This is a genomic window from Kribbella sp. DT2 (assembly GCF_049844575.1).
Lineage (GTDB): Bacteria > Actinomycetota > Actinomycetes > Propionibacteriales > Kribbellaceae > Kribbella.
In genome coordinates this window covers 82275-100396 of the sequence record NZ_JBNCLH010000003.1, presented here as the reverse complement: position 1 = coordinate 100396, position 18122 = coordinate 82275, and the positions used below count along the sequence as shown (strand labels likewise).

At 70.4% G+C, this 18122-nt stretch carries 14 protein-coding genes; 7 read left to right on the top strand and 7 right to left on the bottom strand.

The features are described 5' to 3' along the window. Positions 1-32: 32 nt before the first annotated feature. The gene (locus ACLQ2O_RS13950; RefSeq protein WP_425831137.1) at positions 33-3812 is read left to right on the top strand and encodes a S8 family serine peptidase; all 3780 of its coding nucleotides are present in this window, start codon (positions 33-35) and stop codon (positions 3810-3812) included. Positions 3813-3847: 35 nt separating this feature from the next. Here the strand turns inward: ACLQ2O_RS13950 and ACLQ2O_RS13945 are convergent, their stop codons facing one another. From ACLQ2O_RS13945 to glgC, 4 genes are all read right to left on the bottom strand, one after another. Continuing rightward, positions 3848-5353, bottom strand: coding sequence for a 2-hydroxymuconic semialdehyde dehydrogenase (locus ACLQ2O_RS13945; RefSeq protein ID WP_425831135.1), 1506 nt, complete (start codon positions 5351-5353; stop codon positions 3848-3850). 97 nt (positions 5354-5450) lie between these two features. Further along, positions 5451-6758 (bottom strand): FAD-dependent oxidoreductase, encoded by a 1308-nt coding sequence (locus ACLQ2O_RS13940; RefSeq protein WP_425831133.1) that lies wholly within the window; start codon positions 6756-6758, stop codon positions 5451-5453. Between the two features lie 10 nt (positions 6759-6768). Then, positions 6769-8061, bottom strand: coding sequence for a kynureninase (gene kynU, locus ACLQ2O_RS13935; RefSeq protein WP_425831131.1), 1293 nt, complete (start codon positions 8059-8061; stop codon positions 6769-6771). After that, entirely contained in the window at positions 8058-9326 is a 1269-nt protein-coding gene (gene glgC / locus ACLQ2O_RS13930) for a glucose-1-phosphate adenylyltransferase (RefSeq protein WP_425831129.1), read from the bottom strand. The genes kynU and glgC overlap by 4 nt, the downstream gene beginning before the upstream one ends. A 65-nt stretch (positions 9327-9391) precedes the next feature. Between glgC and ACLQ2O_RS13925 the strand changes: the two genes are divergently transcribed. The 3 genes from ACLQ2O_RS13925 to ACLQ2O_RS13915 all read left to right on the top strand — a co-directional run bounded on the left by ACLQ2O_RS13925 (position 9392) and on the right by ACLQ2O_RS13915 (position 12421). After that, positions 9392-9928: a GNAT family N-acetyltransferase gene (locus ACLQ2O_RS13925; RefSeq protein WP_425831127.1), complete on the top strand. Its 537-nt coding sequence runs from the start codon at positions 9392-9394 to the stop codon at positions 9926-9928. A 15-nt stretch (positions 9929-9943) separates the two neighbouring features. Then, positions 9944-11110 (top strand): glycogen synthase, encoded by a 1167-nt coding sequence (glgA, locus tag ACLQ2O_RS13920; protein ID WP_425831125.1) that lies wholly within the window; start codon positions 9944-9946, stop codon positions 11108-11110. A gap of 69 nt (positions 11111-11179) precedes the next feature. Further along, positions 11180-12421 carry a hypothetical protein gene (locus ACLQ2O_RS13915; RefSeq protein WP_425831123.1) on the top strand — a complete coding sequence of 414 codons (1242 nt, stop codon included), beginning with the start codon at positions 11180-11182 and terminating at the stop codon, positions 12419-12421. Here ACLQ2O_RS13915 and ACLQ2O_RS13910 read toward each other — a convergent pair. Then, on the bottom strand, positions 12408-13226 hold the full coding sequence (locus tag ACLQ2O_RS13910; RefSeq protein ID WP_425831121.1) for a helix-turn-helix domain-containing protein: 819 nt from the start codon (positions 13224-13226) through the stop codon (positions 12408-12410). The two genes, ACLQ2O_RS13915 and ACLQ2O_RS13910, sit on opposite strands and share 14 nt — an antisense overlap. 131 nt (positions 13227-13357) lie before the next feature. On the opposite strand from ACLQ2O_RS13910, the gene ACLQ2O_RS13905 reads away from it, so the two are divergent. Next, positions 13358-14239 (top strand): oxidoreductase, encoded by an 882-nt coding sequence (locus tag ACLQ2O_RS13905; protein ID WP_425831119.1) that lies wholly within the window; start codon positions 13358-13360, stop codon positions 14237-14239. A 210-nt stretch (positions 14240-14449) separates the two neighbouring features. Here ACLQ2O_RS13905 and ACLQ2O_RS13900 read toward each other — a convergent pair whose 3' ends face one another. Further along, a complete protein-coding gene (locus ACLQ2O_RS13900; protein WP_425831117.1) occupies positions 14450-15967 on the bottom strand; it encodes a leucyl aminopeptidase family protein in 1518 nt (505 codons plus the stop codon). A gap of 156 nt (positions 15968-16123) precedes the next feature. Next, positions 16124-16291: a DUF3117 domain-containing protein gene (locus ACLQ2O_RS13895; protein ID WP_012923066.1), complete on the bottom strand. Its 168-nt coding sequence runs from the start codon at positions 16289-16291 to the stop codon at positions 16124-16126. Positions 16292-16471: 180 nt separating this feature from the next. Here ACLQ2O_RS13895 and ACLQ2O_RS13890 point away from each other — a divergent pair, with 180 nt between their 5' ends. Together ACLQ2O_RS13890 and ACLQ2O_RS13885 are read left to right on the top strand one after the other, a co-directional pair. Further along, a complete protein-coding gene (locus tag ACLQ2O_RS13890; protein ID WP_425831113.1) occupies positions 16472-17290 on the top strand; it encodes a PaaX family transcriptional regulator C-terminal domain-containing protein in 819 nt (272 codons plus the stop codon). A gap of 32 nt (positions 17291-17322) precedes the next feature. Next, positions 17323-18114, top strand: a complete 792-nt coding sequence (locus tag ACLQ2O_RS13885; protein ID WP_425831111.1) for an enoyl-CoA hydratase/isomerase family protein — start codon at positions 17323-17325, stop codon at positions 18112-18114. Positions 18115-18122: the final 8 nt, after the last annotated feature.

Genomic DNA, 18122 nt, shown 5'->3' with positions numbered 1-18122 from the left:
GAGCGACCGCCACCCGTCTGGGGAGGAACCCCGTGCAGTCCCGTCGCCGAATACTGACCGCTCTCGCTCTGCTGGTCGCGATCCCGCTCCAGGGAATCGTTGCCACCACTCGGTCCCACGCCGCAAAGGCCCCGAGCAAGCTGCCGCCCGCGCTGGCCGCTCAGCTCGCCGAAGGCCCGGGCGACTTCTGGGTCCGCTTCGCCGCCCAGCCCACGGTCACAGCGACCGTCAACACCAGCTGGAAGGCCCGGGGCGAAAACGTCCTCGAAACCCTTCAGAACAAGGCGACCAGGGACCAGGCGACGGCCGTCCGGACCCTCAGTCAGGCGAAAGCCCGCTACACCAGTCTGTTCATCGACAACTCGATCTACGTGCACGGCGGCACCCGCGCGCTGGCCGACCAACTCGCCCAGCAGCAAGGTGTCGTCTCCCTCGCGACCCCGCGCACCTACGACCTGCCGAAGCTGCAGCCTGCCGAGCAGGTGAAGGCAGCCGGCCTGGAGTGGGGACTCAGCGCGATCCGCGCCGACAAGACCTGGGCCCGGTACGGCGCGACCGGCCAGGGCGTCGTGATCGCGAGCATCGACTCCGGCGTCCAGTTCGACCACCCGGCGCTGGCCGATGCGTACCGCGGCGCGAAGAGCGGCCACGACTACAACTGGTACGACCCCGCGAACGTCTGCGGCGCCGCGCCTTGCGACAACGCCGGGCACGGCACGCACACGATGGGCACGATGGTCGGCGACGACCACGCCGGCAACCAGGTCGGGGTCGCTCCCGGTGCCACCTGGATCGCGGCCAAGGGCTGTGAGACCAGCACCTGCACCGATCTCTCGCTCGCGCTGAGCGCCCAGTGGATGCTCGCCCCGACCAAGCTCGACGGCACCGACCCCGACCCGGCGCGCAGGCCGAACATCATCAACAACTCCTGGAGCTCGGTCCACCACGACGACTGGTTCCGCGACTTCGTCCGCCAGTGGGTCGCCGCCGGCATCTTCCCCACCTTCGCCGCCGGCAACGACGGCCCCGGCTGCGGCACGGTCGCGACGGAGGGCGGCTACAGCGAGGCGTACGCCGTCGGCTCGGTCAACCAGGCCGGCCAGGTCAGCTCGTTCTCCGCCCGCGGGGACGCCGCGCACGACGGCAAGCCCAACCTCACCGCGCCCGGCGACGGGATCCGTTCGAGCACGCCGGGATCCCGCTACGGGATCAGCAGCGGTACGTCGATGGCGACCCCGCACGTCAGCGGGACGGTCGCCCTGCTCTGGTCGGCCGCGCCGTCGCTGGTCGGTGACATCGCCAGGACCCGCGCCATCCTCGACGCCTCGGCCCACGACCACCCGGACAACACCTGCGGTGGCACTCCCACCGCCAACAACACCTACGGCGAGGGCACGCTCGACGCGTTCGATGCCGTCAGCAACGCACCTCGTACCGACGCCGGTCTCGTCACCGGCAAGATCTCCGACGCGGCCGGCAAGGCGCTCCGGAACGTGTCGATCAGCACGCCCGACGGCAGCACCGTCAAGACGGATGCGGACGGCAACTACCAGCTCTACCTCGACGCGGGCACGCACGACGTCACGGTCAAGCTCTTCGGCTACGACACCCAGGTCTTCACCGGCCTGGTGATCACCCCGCAGAGCACGACGACCGAGAACGCCACCCTGGCCACCACTCCCCGATCGACCGTGACCGGCCTGGTCCGCGACGCCTCCGGGCACGGCTGGCCGCTGTACTCGAAGGTGACGGTCGAAGGCGCTCCCGGCGAATGGTTCACCAACCCGGCCACCGGCCGCTTCTCGATCGACCTTCCCGCCGGTACGACGTACGCCGTGACCGTGCAGCCCGTCTACCCCGGCTACCCGGCGACCACCACCGAGCTCGAGGTCGGCACCGCGGACGTCGCGAAGGACTTCGGCGTACCGATCGACACCGACGACTGCAAGGCTCCCGGGTACGACGCCGAGTGCGCCAAGATCCCCGGCGGACTCGTCCAGGGCAAGCTCACCGACGCCAACACCCGCAAGCCCGTCGAAGGCGCCACGGTCATGGCCGGCCGGTCGAGGGCGGACGGCTTCTACTATGCCTTCGCCCCGACGGGCACGAAGCGGCTGACCGCGACCAAGCGCGGCTACCAGGACCTCAGCAAGGCGATCACCGTCGACCCCGACTGGACGGTCCAGGCCAACTTCGCGCTCAAGGCCGGCATCCTCTCGATGACCCCCAGCACGGTCGCCGCGACCGTTCAGCTGGGCAAGGCGACCACCAGCCAGGTCGTCATCACCAACACCGGCACCGCGCCGGCGACGTACAGGCTGGGCGAGTCCCAGCAGGGCTCCCGCGTCCAGAGCCTGAAGAACAACACCCCAGTACGCCGTACGCCGGTCACGGGCCTGACGCCGGGCCGGATCAGCGGCAGCGTGAAGGGCACTCCGGCGGCGCCGACCGCCGGTTCCTGGGTGGGTCTGCCCGACTACCCGTCGACGATCCAGGACAACGTGGCCGGTTACTCGAAGGGCCGCCTGTTCTCCTTCGGCGGCACCATCCAGGGGTACGGCGCGACCACCGACGTCTACTCCTACGACCCCGCGACCCTGGCCTGGACCCAGCTCGCGGCGATGCCGGAAGGCAGGCAGCGACCAGCGGCCGGCTTCGTCGACGGCAAGTACTACGTCGTCGGCGGCTGGGGCGCACAGGCCGGCGCTTCGGCGAAGACCCTGATCTACGACCCGGCCACGAACCTGTGGAGCGGCGGCGCCGACAATCCCAAGCCCTGGGGAGCGGTCGGTTCGGCCGTGCTCGACGGGAAGCTGTACTCGATCGGCGGCTGCACCGGTGACTGCCAGTCGGGGACGACCGACGTGATGGTCTACGACACCACGGCCAACCGGTTCCGCGAGGCGGCGTCGTACCCCGAGCCGGTCTCCTGGACCTCGTGCGGCGGAATCAACGGTCGCGTCTACTGCGCCGGGGGTCTGGTCGACGGTCCCGACGGCGGGCCGACGAGCTCCCAGAAGACCTACTCGTACGACCCGAAGACCGATGCCTGGACCCGCGTGGCCGATCTGCCGGTCGACCTGTGGGCGAGCAGCCACGCGGTGGCCAACGGCCGGCTGATGGTCAGCGGCGGTGCGGCGTACGGCTCGTCGGTGCTGACCAACGAGGGCTTCGGCTACGACCCCGACCTGGACCGGTGGTCGGCGATTCCGAACGCGACCGAAGGCGCGTTCCGCGGCGCCGGTGCTTGCGGGCTGTACCGGATCGGGGGAAAGGGCCCGAACTTCGCGCTGCCGATCGCCGAGTCCCTGCCGGAGTACGGCGACTGCGAGGAAGCCGGCTCGGACGCTCCGTGGCTCAGCGAGTCCGCTCCGACCGGGACCGTCCCGGCGAAGTCCAGCGTGACGGTCACGCTCACGCTCGACGGGCAGCAGGTCGGCCAGCCGGGCACCTACAAGGCCCGGCTGACGCTCGGCGAGGACACCCCGTACCCGGCGGTCTCCACGGACCTGACCCTCACCGCAAAGGTACCGGCCACCTGGGCCAAGCTGTCGGGAACCGTGAGCGGCAAGCAGTGCGACGGATCGACGACAACGTTGCCCGGCGCAACCATTGCGGTCGATCGCGGGGCCGGGTCCTGGACGCTCACCAGCGGCGCCGACGGCGGCTACGCGCTCTGGGCGCCGGGCAACAAGACGAAGGCGCACGTGGTCGCCGCACTGCCGGAGTACCGGCCGGCGTCCCTCACCGTGGTGCTCAAGCAAGGCGCCGCGGTGGTGCAGCCGATCACTCTGCAACGACTCGGCTGCTGACCGAGGCCTGACGGCCCCACCTCACCGTGGGGTCGTCAGGTCAGTTCGACGCAGACGTTGGTCAGGTCGGAGTAGAAGTCGACCGAGTGGGTGCCGCCCTCGCGGCCGAGGCCGGACAGTTTCATGCCACCGAACGGCGTCCGCAGGTCGCGAAGGAACCACGTGTTGACCCAGACCAGGCCGACGTCCAGCGCAAAGCCGGCCCGGTGGGCGCGGCCGACGTCGCGGGTCCATACCGTTGCCGCCAGCCCGTACTTGCTGTCGTTGGCCAGGGCGAACGCCTCGTCCTCGCTGTCGAACGGCGCGACGTGGCAGATCGGGCCGAACACCTCCTCGGTGTTCGTCCGCGCGTCGGCAGGCAGGCCGGTGACCACCGTCGGTTGCACGTAGCAACCGTTGTCGCGGACGTCGCCGAACGACGGGACGCCGCCACCGGCCAGGACCGTCGCTCCTTCGGTGCGCGCCAGGTCGTAGTACGACAGGACCTTCGTCCGGTGGTCCTGGGAGATCAGCGGCATGTTCACGGTCGCCTCGTCGGACGGCCACCCGAAGGCGAGCTTGTCAGCGGCCGATGCCAGGCGGGCGCAGAACTCGTCGTAGACCGGGCGTTCGACGTACAGGCGTTCGGTGCACAGGCAGACCTGGCCGCCGTTGGTGAACACCGAGCGGACCGAGCCGGCGACCGCCGCGTCCAGGTCGGCGTCGGCGAAGACCAGCCCGGCGTTCTTGCCGCCGAGCTCGAACGAGACCGCCTTGACGCCGTCGGCCGCGGCCTTGGCGATCGCAGAGCCGGTGCTGGACTCGCCGGTGAAGGTGATCGCATCGACGCCCGGGTGCGTAGTGAGGAACTCCCCCGCTGACGATGGGCCAAAGCCGTGGACGAGGTTGAAGACCCCGTCCGGTACGCCGGCCGCCGCCATCACCTCGGCGAGCACGGTCGCCGAGGCCGGCGTCTCCTCGGACGGCTTCACCACCACGGTGTTGCCGCAGGCAAGCGCCGGCGCGACCTTCCAGGTGAGCAGCAGGAGCGGCAGGTTCCAGGGCACGATGATCGCGACCACACCGGCAGGCTTCCGGACGGCGTAGTTCAGCGCCCGGCGACCGTCCGGCAGGGTGGTCGTGTAGGACTCGGTCGGAGTGGTCGTCGCGAAGTCGGCGAACGCCCGGAAGTTGGCCGCACCGCGCGGGATGTCCAGCGTCCGCGCCTGACTGATCGACTTGCCGGTGTCCCCCACCTCCGCGGCGACCAGGTCCTCGAACCGCCGCTCCAGCTCGTCCGCGACGCGACGCAGTACGGCGGCGCGCTCCTGCTCGCTCATCCGTCCCCAGGGGCCCTTCAACGCGCTGGAAGCAGCCTCGACCGCGGCATCCACGGTCGACTCGTCAGCCTCACACACGTCGAAGATGTGCGCACCGGTCACCGGGCTCAACTTGGCGAACGTCGAGGCACTCTCGACGAACGCGCCGTCGACGAAGTTCCGCAGCTTGCCGGGCTCACTCACGACGCCGGTCAGCAGTTCAGGCCGCCACAAGGAAGTCATCGCGGCGCCCACCCTGTCGGGTGGGAAAGACAGGGGGTGAGGGGGCCTGCTCGCCCCGGGCCGACGGCGCCTCCGGCGCCCGGCGCGCAACGCGGCGTCACCGAAGCCTCCGCGCTGCGGCCCGGACGAGGGCGGCGAGGGCACCTGTCCCCACGAGCACCGCCGCGGCCAAGGCCTGGTGCTGACGTCGGACCCGGTGGCGCACTTCGGCGTACGGCGTGGTGCTGAAGCTGACCAGCTCGTACCGGGAGACGTAGCGCCCGGGCAGCAACCGCTCGACCGCGTGCTCGAACCGCTTGCCCAGCCGGAAGACGGGCGAGGAGACCTTGTCGCGCATCTCGACGAAGTTCGCCAGCGCCATCTCGGCGATCGCCTCGGTGTTTTCGCGGCGCCGGGCCTCGAAGAGCGGCAGGGCACGGGCCCACGAACCGCCCGTGTCGTCCAGGCAACGGTCCAGTGCGACGACGTCCTCGAAAGCGCAGTTCGCGCCCTGCCCGTAGAACGGCACGATCGCGTGCGCGGCGTCGCCGATCAGCGCGGTCCGCCCGTGCGCCTGCCACGGATGCGTGTGCACGGTCCCCAGCACACCGACCGGGTTGTGCAGGTAGTCGTCGACCAGTGAAGGGGCCAACGGCAACAGATCCGGGTAGTGCTCGCCGAAGTACCCCAGGATCAGCGCCGGCGTCGTCAGCGCGTCGAAGGATCCCGCGGGCCAGAACAGCGTGCAGGTGAAGGACTTGTCCGGGTTCGGCAGCGCGATCATCATCGACCTCCCACGCGGCCAGATGTGCAGCGCGCCGGGATCCAGCGCGAACTCCCCACCCGCGGCGGGGATCGACAGTTCCTTGTACCCGTAGTCCAGGAAGTCGACGTCGTCCACGATCGACCCGTCCCCCACGAGCTGCCCACGCACCGCGGAGCCGGCACCGTCAGCTCCCAGTACGACGTCCGCCTCCACCCGCACCACGCCGGACGGCGTCTCGAACCCCATCACCCCGGCCTGCGAGTCCAGCGAGACCAGCCGGTGCTCGAAGACCACCGTCACGCCCGGCGCCTTCTCGGCCGCGTCGAGCAGCGCGTTGTTCAGCGCACCCCGGCTGATCGAGTTGATCGCCCGATCCTGCGAGGCGCTGTAGGAGTGGAAGTCCAGCGGCCCTTCGACCGGGTGGATCATCCGCCCCTTCATCGGCAGCGCGTCGGCCATCACCTCGTCGGCGAGGCCGATCCGCCGCAACGCGTCCAGCCCGCGTTCGGAGATCGCGAGGTTGATCGACCGCCCGCGCTCGGCCTCGCCGGTCCGCGGGTCGGCCCGCTTCTCGTACAAGGTCACCGACAGACCGCGCCGCGCCAGGAAGCAGGCGAGCAGGCTGCCCGTCAGCCCGGCACCAACGATCGCGACAGTCATCTGGCCTCCGTCAGGCAGTCTCGGGTACGGCGGCCGCGAGAGCCCGCGCCGCACGCCAGCAGTCGTGGTAGAGCGAGTACAACGGCACCGGCGCGAGCCGGACGACATCCGGTTCGCGCGCGTCGGCGATCACGCCGTACTCGAAGCGCAGGGTCTTGCACAGCTCGCCCGCGCGCAGCCCGCCGCCGACGCGGATCGACAGCTGCGCCCCGCGCCGCGAGGGATCGCGCGGTGTGATGACCTCGAACGGCCGGCCCGGAATCACCTCGTCCAGCAACCGTTCCAGGTACGCCGTCAGCCGCAGGCTGCGGGCGCGCAGCACGTCGAGACCGACCTTGTCGAACAGCTCGTACGACGTGCGCACCGGGCTCATCGCGAAGATCGGCGGGTTCGACACCTGCCACGCGTCGGCCGAGCGCGGCGGCCGCGACTCCGGCGCCATCTCGAACCGCGTGGCCGGCTCGGTGCTCCACCAGCCCTCGAACCGCGGCAGGCCGCCGCCGTGGTGCCGCTCGTGCACGTAGGCGCCGGCGAGCGCGCCCGGGCCGGAGTTCAGGTACTTGTACGAGCACCAGGCCGCGAAGTCCACGTCCCAGTCGTGCAGCTGGAGCGGAACGTTGCCTGCGGCATGGGCCAGGTCCCAGCCGACGACCGCGCCGGCCGCGTGCCCGGCGGCGGTGATCGCCGGGACGTCCATCAGCTCGCCGGTCAGGTAGTTGACGCCGCCGAGCAGGACCAACGCGATGTCCGGGCCGAGCTTGTCGATGACGTCCTCGGTCCGCAGCGTGTCCTCACCGTCGCGGGGACGCAGTCGCACGATCGCGTCGTCCGGGTCGAGCCCGTGGAAACGCGCCTGCGACCGTACGGCGTAACTGTCGGACGGGAACGCGGAGTCCTCGATGACGATCTTGTAGCGCTCGCTCGTCGGCCGGTAGAAGGAAACCATCAGCAGGTGCAGGTTGACGGTGAGCGAGTTCATCACGACCGTCTCGTTCGGCAACGCACCGACGAGCCGCGCAGCAGGTGCCGTCAGCAACTCGTGGTACGGCAACCAGGGGCGCTCGGCATCCAAATGTCCCTCGACCCCCAGGGCGGCCCAGGAGTCGAGATCGGCCAGCAGCTCCCCCCGCGTCGCCTTGGGCCTGAGCCCGAGCGAGTTCCCCGCGAAGTAGGCGACGTCCGGGTAGTACCCGTCGTCCACAGGCGGTACGTCGAACAGCTCGCGATGCCCCGGATCGCCGGCATCCAGCGCGAACGCCTCGGCCTCCGAGCCCGGGACCGGCTGCTCCGCCTCCGCGGTCACGCCTCGGCGGCCTCGTCCGCGGGCTCGGCGGCGGCCGCCGGCGGCTCGACCACCTGCCCCTTGCCGAGCACGGTGACCCCGCCCTTGGACACGGTGAACCCGCGGGCCCGGTCGTGGTCGGGATCGACGCCGATCTGCACGCCCGGCGGGACCTCCACGTTCTTGTCCAGGATCACGTTCTTCAGCACCGCGCCGGCACCGATCTTGCAGTTGTCCATGATCACCGCGCGCTCGACGTGCGCGCCGACGGCGACGATCACGTTCGACCCGAGCACCGAGTGGTCGACGACCGCGCCGGACACGATCGAGCCCTGGCAGATGATCGACTCGCTGACCGTCGCGTGGTCGGTGAACTTCGCGCCCGGCAGCTGCGGGTGCGAGGTGAAGATCGGCCAGTCGGAGTTGTACAGGTTGAACACCGGCTGCACCGAGACCAGGTCCATGTGGGCCTCGTGGTACGAGTCGAGCGAACCGACGTCGCGCCAGTACGAGCGGTCGCGGTCGAGCGCACCCGGTACGTCGTTGTCCTTGAAGTCGTAGACCCCGGCCTTGCCCTCGGCAACCAGCATCGGGACGATGTCGCCGCCCATGTCGTGCCTGCTGGCCGGGTTCGCGGCGTCCTTGCGCAGTGCCTCCACCAGGACGTCGGCGCTGAACACGTAGTTGCCCATCGAGGCGAACGTCTCGTCCGGGGAGTCCGGCAGGCCCGGCGGGTCGGCCGGCTTCTCCAGAAACTCCGCGATCGTGTGGCCGTCGTCGGCGGTCTTGATCACGCCGAACTCCGACGCCTCGGCCCGCGGCACCCGGATCCCGGCCACCGTGACGCCGTTGCCGCGCGCGATGTGGTCGGCGACCATCTGCGAGGCGTCCATCCGGTACACGTGGTCGGCGCCGAACACGACGATGATGTCGGGCTTGGCGTCGTTGATCAGGTTCATCGACTGGTAGATCGCGTCCGCGCTGCCCTGGTACCACTGCGGGCCGAGCCGCTGCTGGGCCGGGACGCAGGTGACGTAGTTGCCGAGGAACGTCGACATCCGCCAGGTGATCGTGACGTGCCGGTCCAGCGAGTGCGACTTGTACTGGGTCAGCACGCACAGGCTGCGGATGCCGGCGTTGACCAGGTTGGACAGCACGAAGTCGATCAGGCGATAACTCCCGCCGAACGGCACGGCCGGTTTGGCCCGGTCCGCCGTCAGCGGCATCAGCCGCTTGCCCTCGCCGCCGGCCAGCACGATTCCGAGAACTCTGGGTGCCTTCGCCATGTCCGCACCTTAACCGCGGATCCCCCTTTGCATAAGACGCTTGCGAGTGTCGCCACACTGAGTACATGCCAACCCTCATCGAACCCACCACTGCCGTTCACCGATCGTTCCTCGCGGCCTGGGACGAGTTGGGGCCGGAAGAGGAGCGGTGGATGGGTGCGCACGCCCTCGACGAGGACTGGACCAGGGCCCAGGCCGAGGACCCCGCGGAGTTCGCCCGGCTGGTCGACCGGATCCGGTCGGAATCAGATGAGCGCACCGAGCTCCCGCCCGGCCTGGTCCACCAGACCGTGCTCTGGTTCACCGACGGCGACGAGTGGCTCGGCCGGCTGTCCATCCGCCACGAACTCACCCCCGCCCTGCTCGAGCTCGGCGGCCACATCGGGTACGTCGTACGGCCATCGGCCCGTCGCCAGGGTCACGCGACCGCGATGCTCACCCAGTCGCTCCCCCGCGCGGCCGAGCTCGGCATCGACCCCGCGCTGCTCACGTGTGACACCGGCCACGACACCTCCCGCAAGGTGATCGAGGCAGCCGGCGGCGAGCTGGAGGACGAGCGCCACGGCAAGCTGCGTTTCTGGGTGCCCACTCGGCTGTCCTGATCTATGGTCAGGCTTATGAAGGTCGGCATCCTGACGCGTGAGTACCCTCCGGACGTGTACGGCGGGGCCGGTGTGCACGTGGACTTCCTGGTCCGCGAGCTGCGCCGCCTGGTCGACGTGGACGTGCACTGCATGGGCGAGCCCCGGGCCGGCGCGACCGCGCACTCCGAGGAGGACGCCCGGATCTCGACCGCCAACTCCGCGCTCCGGGTGCTGTCCACGGACCTGACGATGACCGCCGGCGTCGGCGGCAGCGACCTGGTCCACTCCCACACCTGGTACGCGAACATGGCCGGCCACTGGGCCAAGCTCCTGTACGGCGTACCGCACGTGGTCACCGCGCACTCGCTCGAGCCACGCCGACCGTGGAAGGCCGAGCAGCTCGGCGGCGGCTACCGCCTGTCCAGCTGGGCCGAGCGCACGGCGTACGAGGCTGCCGACGCTGTCGTCGCGGTCAGCCGGGGCATGCGCGACGACGTCCTGGAGTGCTACCCGACCGTCGACCCGGCCAAGGTGCACGTGATCTCGAACGGGATCGACGCGGACTTCTACCACCCGGATCCGGCCACGCACGTGCTCGACCGGCTCGGGGTCGACCAGAGCCGCCCGTACGTCACCTTCGTCGGCCGGATCACCCGGCAGAAGGGCGTGCCGCACCTGCTCCGCGCCGGCCTGCAACTGGACCCGTCGGTGCAGCTCGTCCTGCTCGCCGGAGCCGCTGACACCCCGGAGCTGAAGGCCGAGACCGACGCGCTGATCGACGAGCTGAAGGCGGCCCGCGACGGCGTGTTCGTCGTGTCGGAGATGCTGCCGCGCGAGGACGTCCGCCAGGTGCTCACGCACGCACTGGCGTTCTGCTGCCCGTCGGTCTACGAGCCGCTCGGCATCGTCAACCTCGAAGCGATGGCGTGCGAGACCGCCGTCGTCGCGAGCGCGGTCGGTGGCATCCCCGAGGTCGTCGACGACGGTGTCACCGGCACGCTGGTCGCCTACGACGGGAACGACGTCGTCACGTTCGAACGCCGGCTCGCCGAGGGCATCAACGAGCTCGTCGCCGACCCGGCCAAGGCCGAGGCGATGGGCAAGGCCGGCCGCGAACGCGCGGTCTCGGAGTTCGGCTGGGACGCGGTCGCGGACCGGACCGTCGCGCTCTACAACTCGCTACTCGCTGCTGCTCAGTAGGAAAAACCCCACCCCAGGTGTGGGGTCATCCCCATGGTCCGCCGGGTCGGGCGGCGGTTGGCTGGTCGCATGACATCTCGCGCCAGCAAGGCCGTCGCCGCCACCCTCGCCACTGCCGCACTCCTCGCGGCACCCCTGTCCGCGTACGCAGCGGTGAGCCAGCCGACGCTGTCGGAGGCCGCGGTCACCAGCGTGCACACTTCGCGCGGCACGCTCGTCTCCGCTGTCCCGATCGCCCGCCTGAAAGCCGCCGAGCTCGACAAGGCCGCGGTCGACGCCGGCTTCGTCGGCATGCCGAAGTCCCGGTACGACGTCACGGCGTACCGCTTGATCTACCGGACCGTCGGTCCCTCGGGCCGGTCGACGACCGCCAGCGGACTCGTCGTCCTGCCGGACGGCCGCCGCGGCGCGCTCACCGCGGCCGAGTACCTGCACGGCACGATGGCGACCAAGGAGTACGCCCCGTCGGTCGATCCCGAGTCGACCGACGGGCTGGTCACCGCGCTCTTCGCCGGCACCGGTCTGGCCGGGGTCGCGCCCGACTACCTCGGGCTGGGCCTCGGCCCGGGCAAGCACCCGTACATCGACACCAGGACCGAGACCACCGCGTCGGTCGACCTGCTGCTCGCGGCCCGGTCCTTCGCGCTGAAGCACGGGGTCGTGCTGAAGCGGGACGTCCTGGTCACCGGCTTCTCCCAGGGCGGCCGGGCGACGATCGGCGTCGCGCGAGCGCTCACCCGAGGCGAGGCCGGACCGTTCCGCCTCGGCGCCGCGCACGGTGTCTCCGGCCCGTACGACCTGCTCGGCGTCGAGCTGCCCGCCGTGTTCAGCGGTGCCGTCGAGCCGCACGTCGCGACGATGTACCTGGCCTACTTCACCACCGCCTGGGACCGCACGGTCGGCCTGTACGACGACCCGCGCGCGGCCTTCCGGGCGCCGTACGCGGGGATCGTCGAAGGGCTGCTCGACGGGACGCACTCGGACGACGAGATCGCCGCGCGCCTGCCGGGCAGCCCGGCGGAGCTGTTCACGAAGGAGTTCCTGGCGAAGCTGGAGCACCCGGCCGGCCGCTTCCGCCAGGCGCTGGTTCAGGCCGACCGGATCTGCAAGGACTGGACGCCTGGTGTCCCTGTGCACCTCTACTCAGGCACGAAGGACACCGACGTGGTCGCGACCAACGCAGACTCGTGCGCGGCGTCGTTGCGTGCGCGGGGTGCTGACGTGCGGATCCACTCGATGGGCGCCGTCGACCACTTCGGCACGGCGATGGCGGCGTACCCGCAGATCGTCCGTGCCTTCAGCCGGTACTAGTGGTCAGGCTGCCCAGCAGATTGAGGGCGTCAGCACTACGGGAGCCGGGCTCGGCGTGGAAGACGACCAGAATGAGATCGTCGGTGCCACTGACGACGAACTTGTTCGACTGCAGGTCGAGCTCGCCGACGAGTGGGTGGTGCAGCCTGCTCACCCGGCCCCGCTTCGGCCGGACGGCGTGCTGCGCCCACAGCCGACGGAACAGCTCACTGCGCACCGACAGCTCACCGACCAGCTCGACCAATCGTGGGTCCTCGACATCCGGACCGACGTGGGAGCGGAGACTGGCGACGCCCTCGGTCACCGTCTCTTCCCAGTCCCGCCGCAGCAGTTGCTCGTCCGGGTCGAGGAAGACCGCCCGCAGGACGTTGACCCCGACCGCGTAGTTCGGCGACAACGCCGCCGCCAGCTGGTTCACCGCCAGAACATCGGCGAACTTGTTCTGCAGGTACGCAGGGTTGTTCGGCCACCCGTCCATCAGCTGCCTCACGCTCGCCGGCGCCTCGGGTCGTGGTTCGGCCTGAGCGCGCGGCCGTTCGCGGGTCAGCTCCATCAGGTACGACGTAGCGTCGGCGTCCAGCTGGAGCACCTCGGCCAGCGCGTCGAGCACCTGGACCGACGGGTGCCTGTCGCGCCCCTGCTCGAGCCGCAGGTAGTAGTCGGAGCTGATCCCGGCGAGCATCGCGACCTCTTCACGGCGCAGGCCGGGGACCCGGCGCAGACCCACGCTGCGCAGCCCTACGTCCTCGGGACGGACCAGCTCGCGCCGGGCCCGGAGGAACTCACCGAGCAGGTTGCTCTCCATGCTTACACGGTAACCGCGGCCGGACCGCACAGCCTGTGCCCTGTCAGTCCCAGGAACGACAGGGCGCTCCCAAATCCGCTGAGAGCGACGAACAGTAGGAGGTAGAGATCCACTCCTTCGAAAGGCACCTCATGAGCAACGTTCCCGGTGGCACTCTTCGCCTGGCCGACGACCTCGTCGTCAGCCGGATGGGGTACGGCGCGATGCAGCTGGCCGGCCCCGGCGTCTTCGGGCCGCCGAAGGACCGCGACCAAGCGATCGCCGTACTGCGTGAGGTGGTCGAGCTCGGCATCACGCACATCGACACCAGCGACTTCTACGGCCCGCACGTCACCAACGAGCTGATCAAGGAGGCCCTGCACCCGTACGCCGCCGACCTGCGGATCGTCACCAAGGTCGGCGCCCGGCGCGGCCCCGACGCGAGCTGGATCATGTCCCGCGACCCGGCCGACCTCCGGGCCCAGGTCCACGAGAACCTGGAGCACCTGGGCGTCGACGTGCTGGACGCGGTGAACCTGCGCATGGGCGCCCCCGAGGGACCGATCGAGGAGTCGCTCGCCGAACAGTTCGGTGCCCTGGCGGACCTGCGGAAAGAAGGACTGATCCGGCACCTCGGCCTCAGCACCGTGACCGCGCACCAGTTGTCCGAGGCCCAGGCCATCGCGCCGGTCGTCACCGTGCAGAACCTCTACAACCTGGCCAACCGGCAGGACGACGCCCTGGTCGAGCTGTGCGCCGCGGAGAACATCGCGTTCGCGTCGTACTTCCCGCTCGGCGGCTTCAGCCCGCTGCAGTCCGGCACGCTGACCGCGGTCGCTGAACGGCTCGACGCCACACCTCAGCAGGTCGCGCTCGCCTGGCTGCTGCAGCGCTCCAGCACGAGCGTGGTCATCCCGGGCACGTCATCGGTCGCCCACCTGCGGGAGAACGTCGCCGCAGCGGACCTGGTCCTCCCCGCCGACGCCATCGCCGCACTGGATGGAATCGCCGGGGCGACGCCCACCACTGACTAACCTCCGCCGAGCGCCCGGGTGGACCCACCGCTGGGCATGCGGCCGACTGTCTCGCCGCGGTTGATCAGTGGTGCACGTCGGCGATCGCCGGCGCCCGAAAGCCCTGACTACGTCCGAAGAACCCGCATGCGTCCGAAGAACCGAGGCCTATAGCGCACCCTTCTTCGGACGCATGCGGGTTCTTCGGACGTAACGGAGACGAAAGGGGTGTCAGACGATCCCCGCGAGCGGGTCTTCCGACGTGAGCCACGTGGTGAGCAGCCGAGCGCCGGCACCCGTGGCTCCGACCGAGTACTCGTACTCGTCGCGGGGCGACTCGGCGATGCTCGACAGGTCGAGGTGGGCCCACGGGACGTCACCCGCGAACGCCTTCAGGAACAGGGCGGCGGTGATCGACCCCGGGCCCTTCGAGCTGTTCACCGAGTCGGCGATCGGCGTGGAGATCAGGTCGGCGTACTCGGCCGGCAGCGGCATCCGCCACAGGCGCTCGCCGGAGACCTCACCGGCCGCCGCGAGCTGACCCGCGAGCGCGTCGTCGGTCGCGAACAGACCGCCGTACAGCATCGCGCCGAGCGACACCTTGATCGCGCCGGTCAGCGTCGCGATGTCGACGAGCGCGTCCGGCTTCAGCTCCTTGACCGCGTAGGCGAGCCCGTCGGCCAGCACCAGCCGGCCCTCGGCGTCGGTGTTCTTCACCTCGGTGGTCCGGCCGCCGTAGTGCCGGATCACGTCGTCCGGGCGGTACGCCGTACCGGACGGCATGTTCTCGGCCGAGCAGACCAGCCCGGTGACGCGGACCTTCGCGCCCAGCTCGCGCAGCGCCGACATCGTCGCGATCACCGAACCGCCACCGGTCATGTCGCGCTTCATCGACACCATCGACTCGCGCGGCTTCAGCGACAGACCGCCGGTGTCGTAGGTGATGCCCTTGCCGACCAGGACGACGTACGGCGTGTCGGGGCCCGCACCCTCGGGCGTGTAGTCGATCCGGATCAGCCGCGGCGGCCGGGTCGAGCCCTTGCCGACCGCGAGGATCCCACCGAACCCGTCGGCGGCGAGCTGCTTCTCGTCCCAGACCGTCACCTCGAGGCCGCCGTGCGCGGCCAGCTCGGTCGCCCGCGCGGCGAGCCAGGCCGGGTCCTTCTCGTTCGACGGGGTGGTGGCGAACTGGCGGGCCAGCCAGCCGGTCCGGCCGACCACCAGGCCGCGGTCGACCGCCGCGGACCGGTCGGCGTCCGAGCCGTCGGTCAGCGTGATCCGGCCGGCCACCGGCAGACCCGCGTCGACGGTCTTGAGGGTGTAGGTGAACGACCCGAGCACGAGCCCCTCGGCGAACGCCTGCAGCGCCTCAGCATCGATGCCTTCGGCAACCAGTGTGGTGAGCTCGTCCTTGCCGCGGCCGAACCGGGCGACCGCCGCCCCGGCGTGTCGCAGCTCGGCCGGCGTACCGGATCCGGCGCCGACCAGCAGCACCTCGGTGACGTCGCCGGTCAGCAGCGGGTACGCCGCGGTGGCGCCGGCCGTCGGGCTGAAGCCGGTGTCCTGCTGCACCTCGAGCAACCGGTCGAGGTCGACCCCGAGCCGCTCCCCCGCCTCCTTGGCGGCGGCGGGCAGACCGGCTTCGCCGACCACGACGACCCAGCTGGGTGCACCGTGAACAGGGAGCCCGGGCTGCCAGGCGACGGCCGGCAGGGTCGGGAAGACGAACTTGGCGCTACGGCGAGCCACAGGAGACCTCACGGGGTTTGATCAAACTGGCTGTGTTGCTTGTTGTCCGGACTTTACTTCGCAGGCGGAAGTAACAACCCCGGTGGGTGCCGGAATCCGGCACCCACCGGGGTTGTCGCACTAGGAGGGTGCGCCAGGCGGCACCCCGGGGTCACGTCAGCCGACTACGGCCTTGAGCGCGTTCCCCAGCTCGGTCGCCTCATCCGCGTTCAGCTCGACGACGAGCCGACCGCCGCCTTCGAGCGGAACCCGCATCACGATGCCCCGGCCCTCCTTGGTGACCTCGAGCGGACCATCGCCCGTCCGCGGCTTCATCGCCGCCATGCGCGCACCCCTTCCCTCATTCGGATACTGTCCTCATCGGTTTTGAGCGACGACACCGCGCGGTGACCGTCGCCGGCGCCACGCGGTGATGCGCCGTCGGCGCGTATCGCAGTGTGTATCGCGACCCATTATCCCCGATCCGAGGCCAGAGCCGCGCACCATACGGCAGACTCAGGTCTCGTGCACGCCCGATCAGCCCTCTTCGACCTGTACGGCGACCACCTGCGTGCCCGCGGCGCGCGGGCACCCGTGGCCGCGCTGGTGCGGCTGCTCGCGCCCTTGGGCGTCCAGCCACCGGCGGTCCGGACGGCCGTTTCGCGGATGGTCCGGCAGGGCTGGCTCGAGCCGGTCCGGACCGACGGCCAGCCCGGATACGCGCTGACCACCCGGGCGCGTCGCCGGCTCGACGACGCGGCCGTGCGGATCTACCGGACCGACCAGGACGGCACCGGCCCGGACGTCGTACCGGCGTCGGCCGGACGGTGGGACCGGCACTGGCACCTGTGCATCCTGCGCGAGGTCCCGAACGCTCGCCGCCGTGAGCAACTGGTGAGCCAACTTTCCTTCCTGGGTTGGGCTCCGCTGTCCGACGGCGCCTGGGTCGGGCTGCGGCACGACACCGAGGTGGACCAGATCCTGGAGGCCGAAGGGATCGCCGCGGACCGGTTCCGGGCACCGGTCGACAACGACGCGGTGGAGTTCGCCCGGAGGGTCTGGAAGCTGGACGACCTGGGGGCCTCGTACGACACGTGGCTGGCCGGGGCGAAAGCTCTCGTGGCGCGCGCCGACGGCGAGGTGTGCGACGAGCAGGCGTTCGCCGTACGGTCGGAACTGGTGCACGAGTGGCGCAAGTTCCTGTTCGTCGACCCGGGCCTTCCGGCCGAGCTGCTACCGGCCGGCTGGGCCGGTGCGCGGGCGGCCACGTTCTTCGATTTTCACGCCGCACGCCTGGGCCACGCGGCCGGGCGTTTCGTCGACAACTGCCTGACTGTTCATTGACCTTTTTCACCGACTGTTGGGAGCCCGCAACGATGAGTGACTCTGTGGTGTACGACGTGACCGACGGCGTCGGCACGATCCGGCTGAACCGGCCGGACGCGATGAACTCGCTGGACACCGCGACGAAGATCGCGCTCCGCGACACCGTCCGGGCCGCCGCCGAGGACGCGGCGGTGCGGTGCGTCGTACTGACGGGGACCGGGCGGGCGTTCTGCGTCGGGCAGGACCTGAAGGAGCACACCGGCCTGCTCGAGGCCAACGACCTGGACGCGCTGTGGTCCACGGTCCCCGACCACTACGCGCCGATCGCGCTGGCGCTGGCCGAGATGCCGAAGCCGGTCATCGCTTCCTTGAACGGCGTCGCCGCCGGCGCGGGCGCGTCGATGGCGTTCGCCTGCGACTTCCGCGTGGTCGCCGACACAGCCGGCTTCAATTTCGCCTTCACCGGCATCGCCCTCTCCTGCGACACCGGCATCTCGTGGACACTCCCCCGCCTGATCGGCCAGGCGAAGGCCACGGAGCTCCTCTACTTCCCCCGCACCATCCCCGCCACCGAGGCTCTGACCCTGGGCCTGGCCACGTCCGTAGTCCCGGCCGCTGACCTAGCCACCGCCACCGCCGACCTGGCCGCCAAACTGGCCGCCGGCCCCACCCAGGCCTACGCCGGCGTCCGCCAGTCCCTCGCCTACAGCGCCTCCCACACCCTCGAAGAAACCCTGGCCTTCGAAGCCGCCCAGATGCAGTCCACCGGCAGCACAACAGACCACCGCAACGCCGTAGCCTCCTTCGTAGCCAAACAAAAGCCAACCTTCGAAGGCAAGTAGCCGAGGTC

What these genes read in the sequence shown, in the direction of transcription:
- ACLQ2O_RS13945 (WP_425831135.1), bottom strand. Translation starts at nt 5,353, where the DNA reads ATGACTTCCTTGTGGCGGCCTGAACTGCTGACCGGCGTCGTGAGTGAG.
- ACLQ2O_RS13940 (WP_425831133.1), bottom strand. Translation starts at nt 6,758, where the DNA reads ATGACTGTCGCGATCGTTGGTGCCGGGCTGACGGGCAGCCTGCTCGCC.
- glgC (WP_425831129.1), bottom strand. Translation starts at nt 9,326, where the DNA reads ATGGCGAAGGCACCCAGAGTTCTCGGAATCGTGCTGGCCGGCGGCGAG.
- ACLQ2O_RS13925 (WP_425831127.1), top strand. Translation starts at nt 9,392, where the DNA reads ATGCCAACCCTCATCGAACCCACCACTGCCGTTCACCGATCGTTCCTC.
- glgA (WP_425831125.1), top strand. Translation starts at nt 9,944, where the DNA reads ATGAAGGTCGGCATCCTGACGCGTGAGTACCCTCCGGACGTGTACGGC.
- ACLQ2O_RS13915 (WP_425831123.1), top strand. Translation starts at nt 11,180, where the DNA reads ATGACATCTCGCGCCAGCAAGGCCGTCGCCGCCACCCTCGCCACTGCC.
- ACLQ2O_RS13910 (WP_425831121.1), bottom strand. Translation starts at nt 13,226, where the DNA reads ATGGAGAGCAACCTGCTCGGTGAGTTCCTCCGGGCCCGGCGCGAGCTG.
- ACLQ2O_RS13905 (WP_425831119.1), top strand. Translation starts at nt 13,358, where the DNA reads ATGAGCAACGTTCCCGGTGGCACTCTTCGCCTGGCCGACGACCTCGTC.
- ACLQ2O_RS13895 (WP_012923066.1), bottom strand. Translation starts at nt 16,291, where the DNA reads ATGGCGGCGATGAAGCCGCGGACGGGCGATGGTCCGCTCGAGGTCACC.
- ACLQ2O_RS13885 (WP_425831111.1), top strand. Translation starts at nt 17,323, where the DNA reads ATGAGTGACTCTGTGGTGTACGACGTGACCGACGGCGTCGGCACGATC.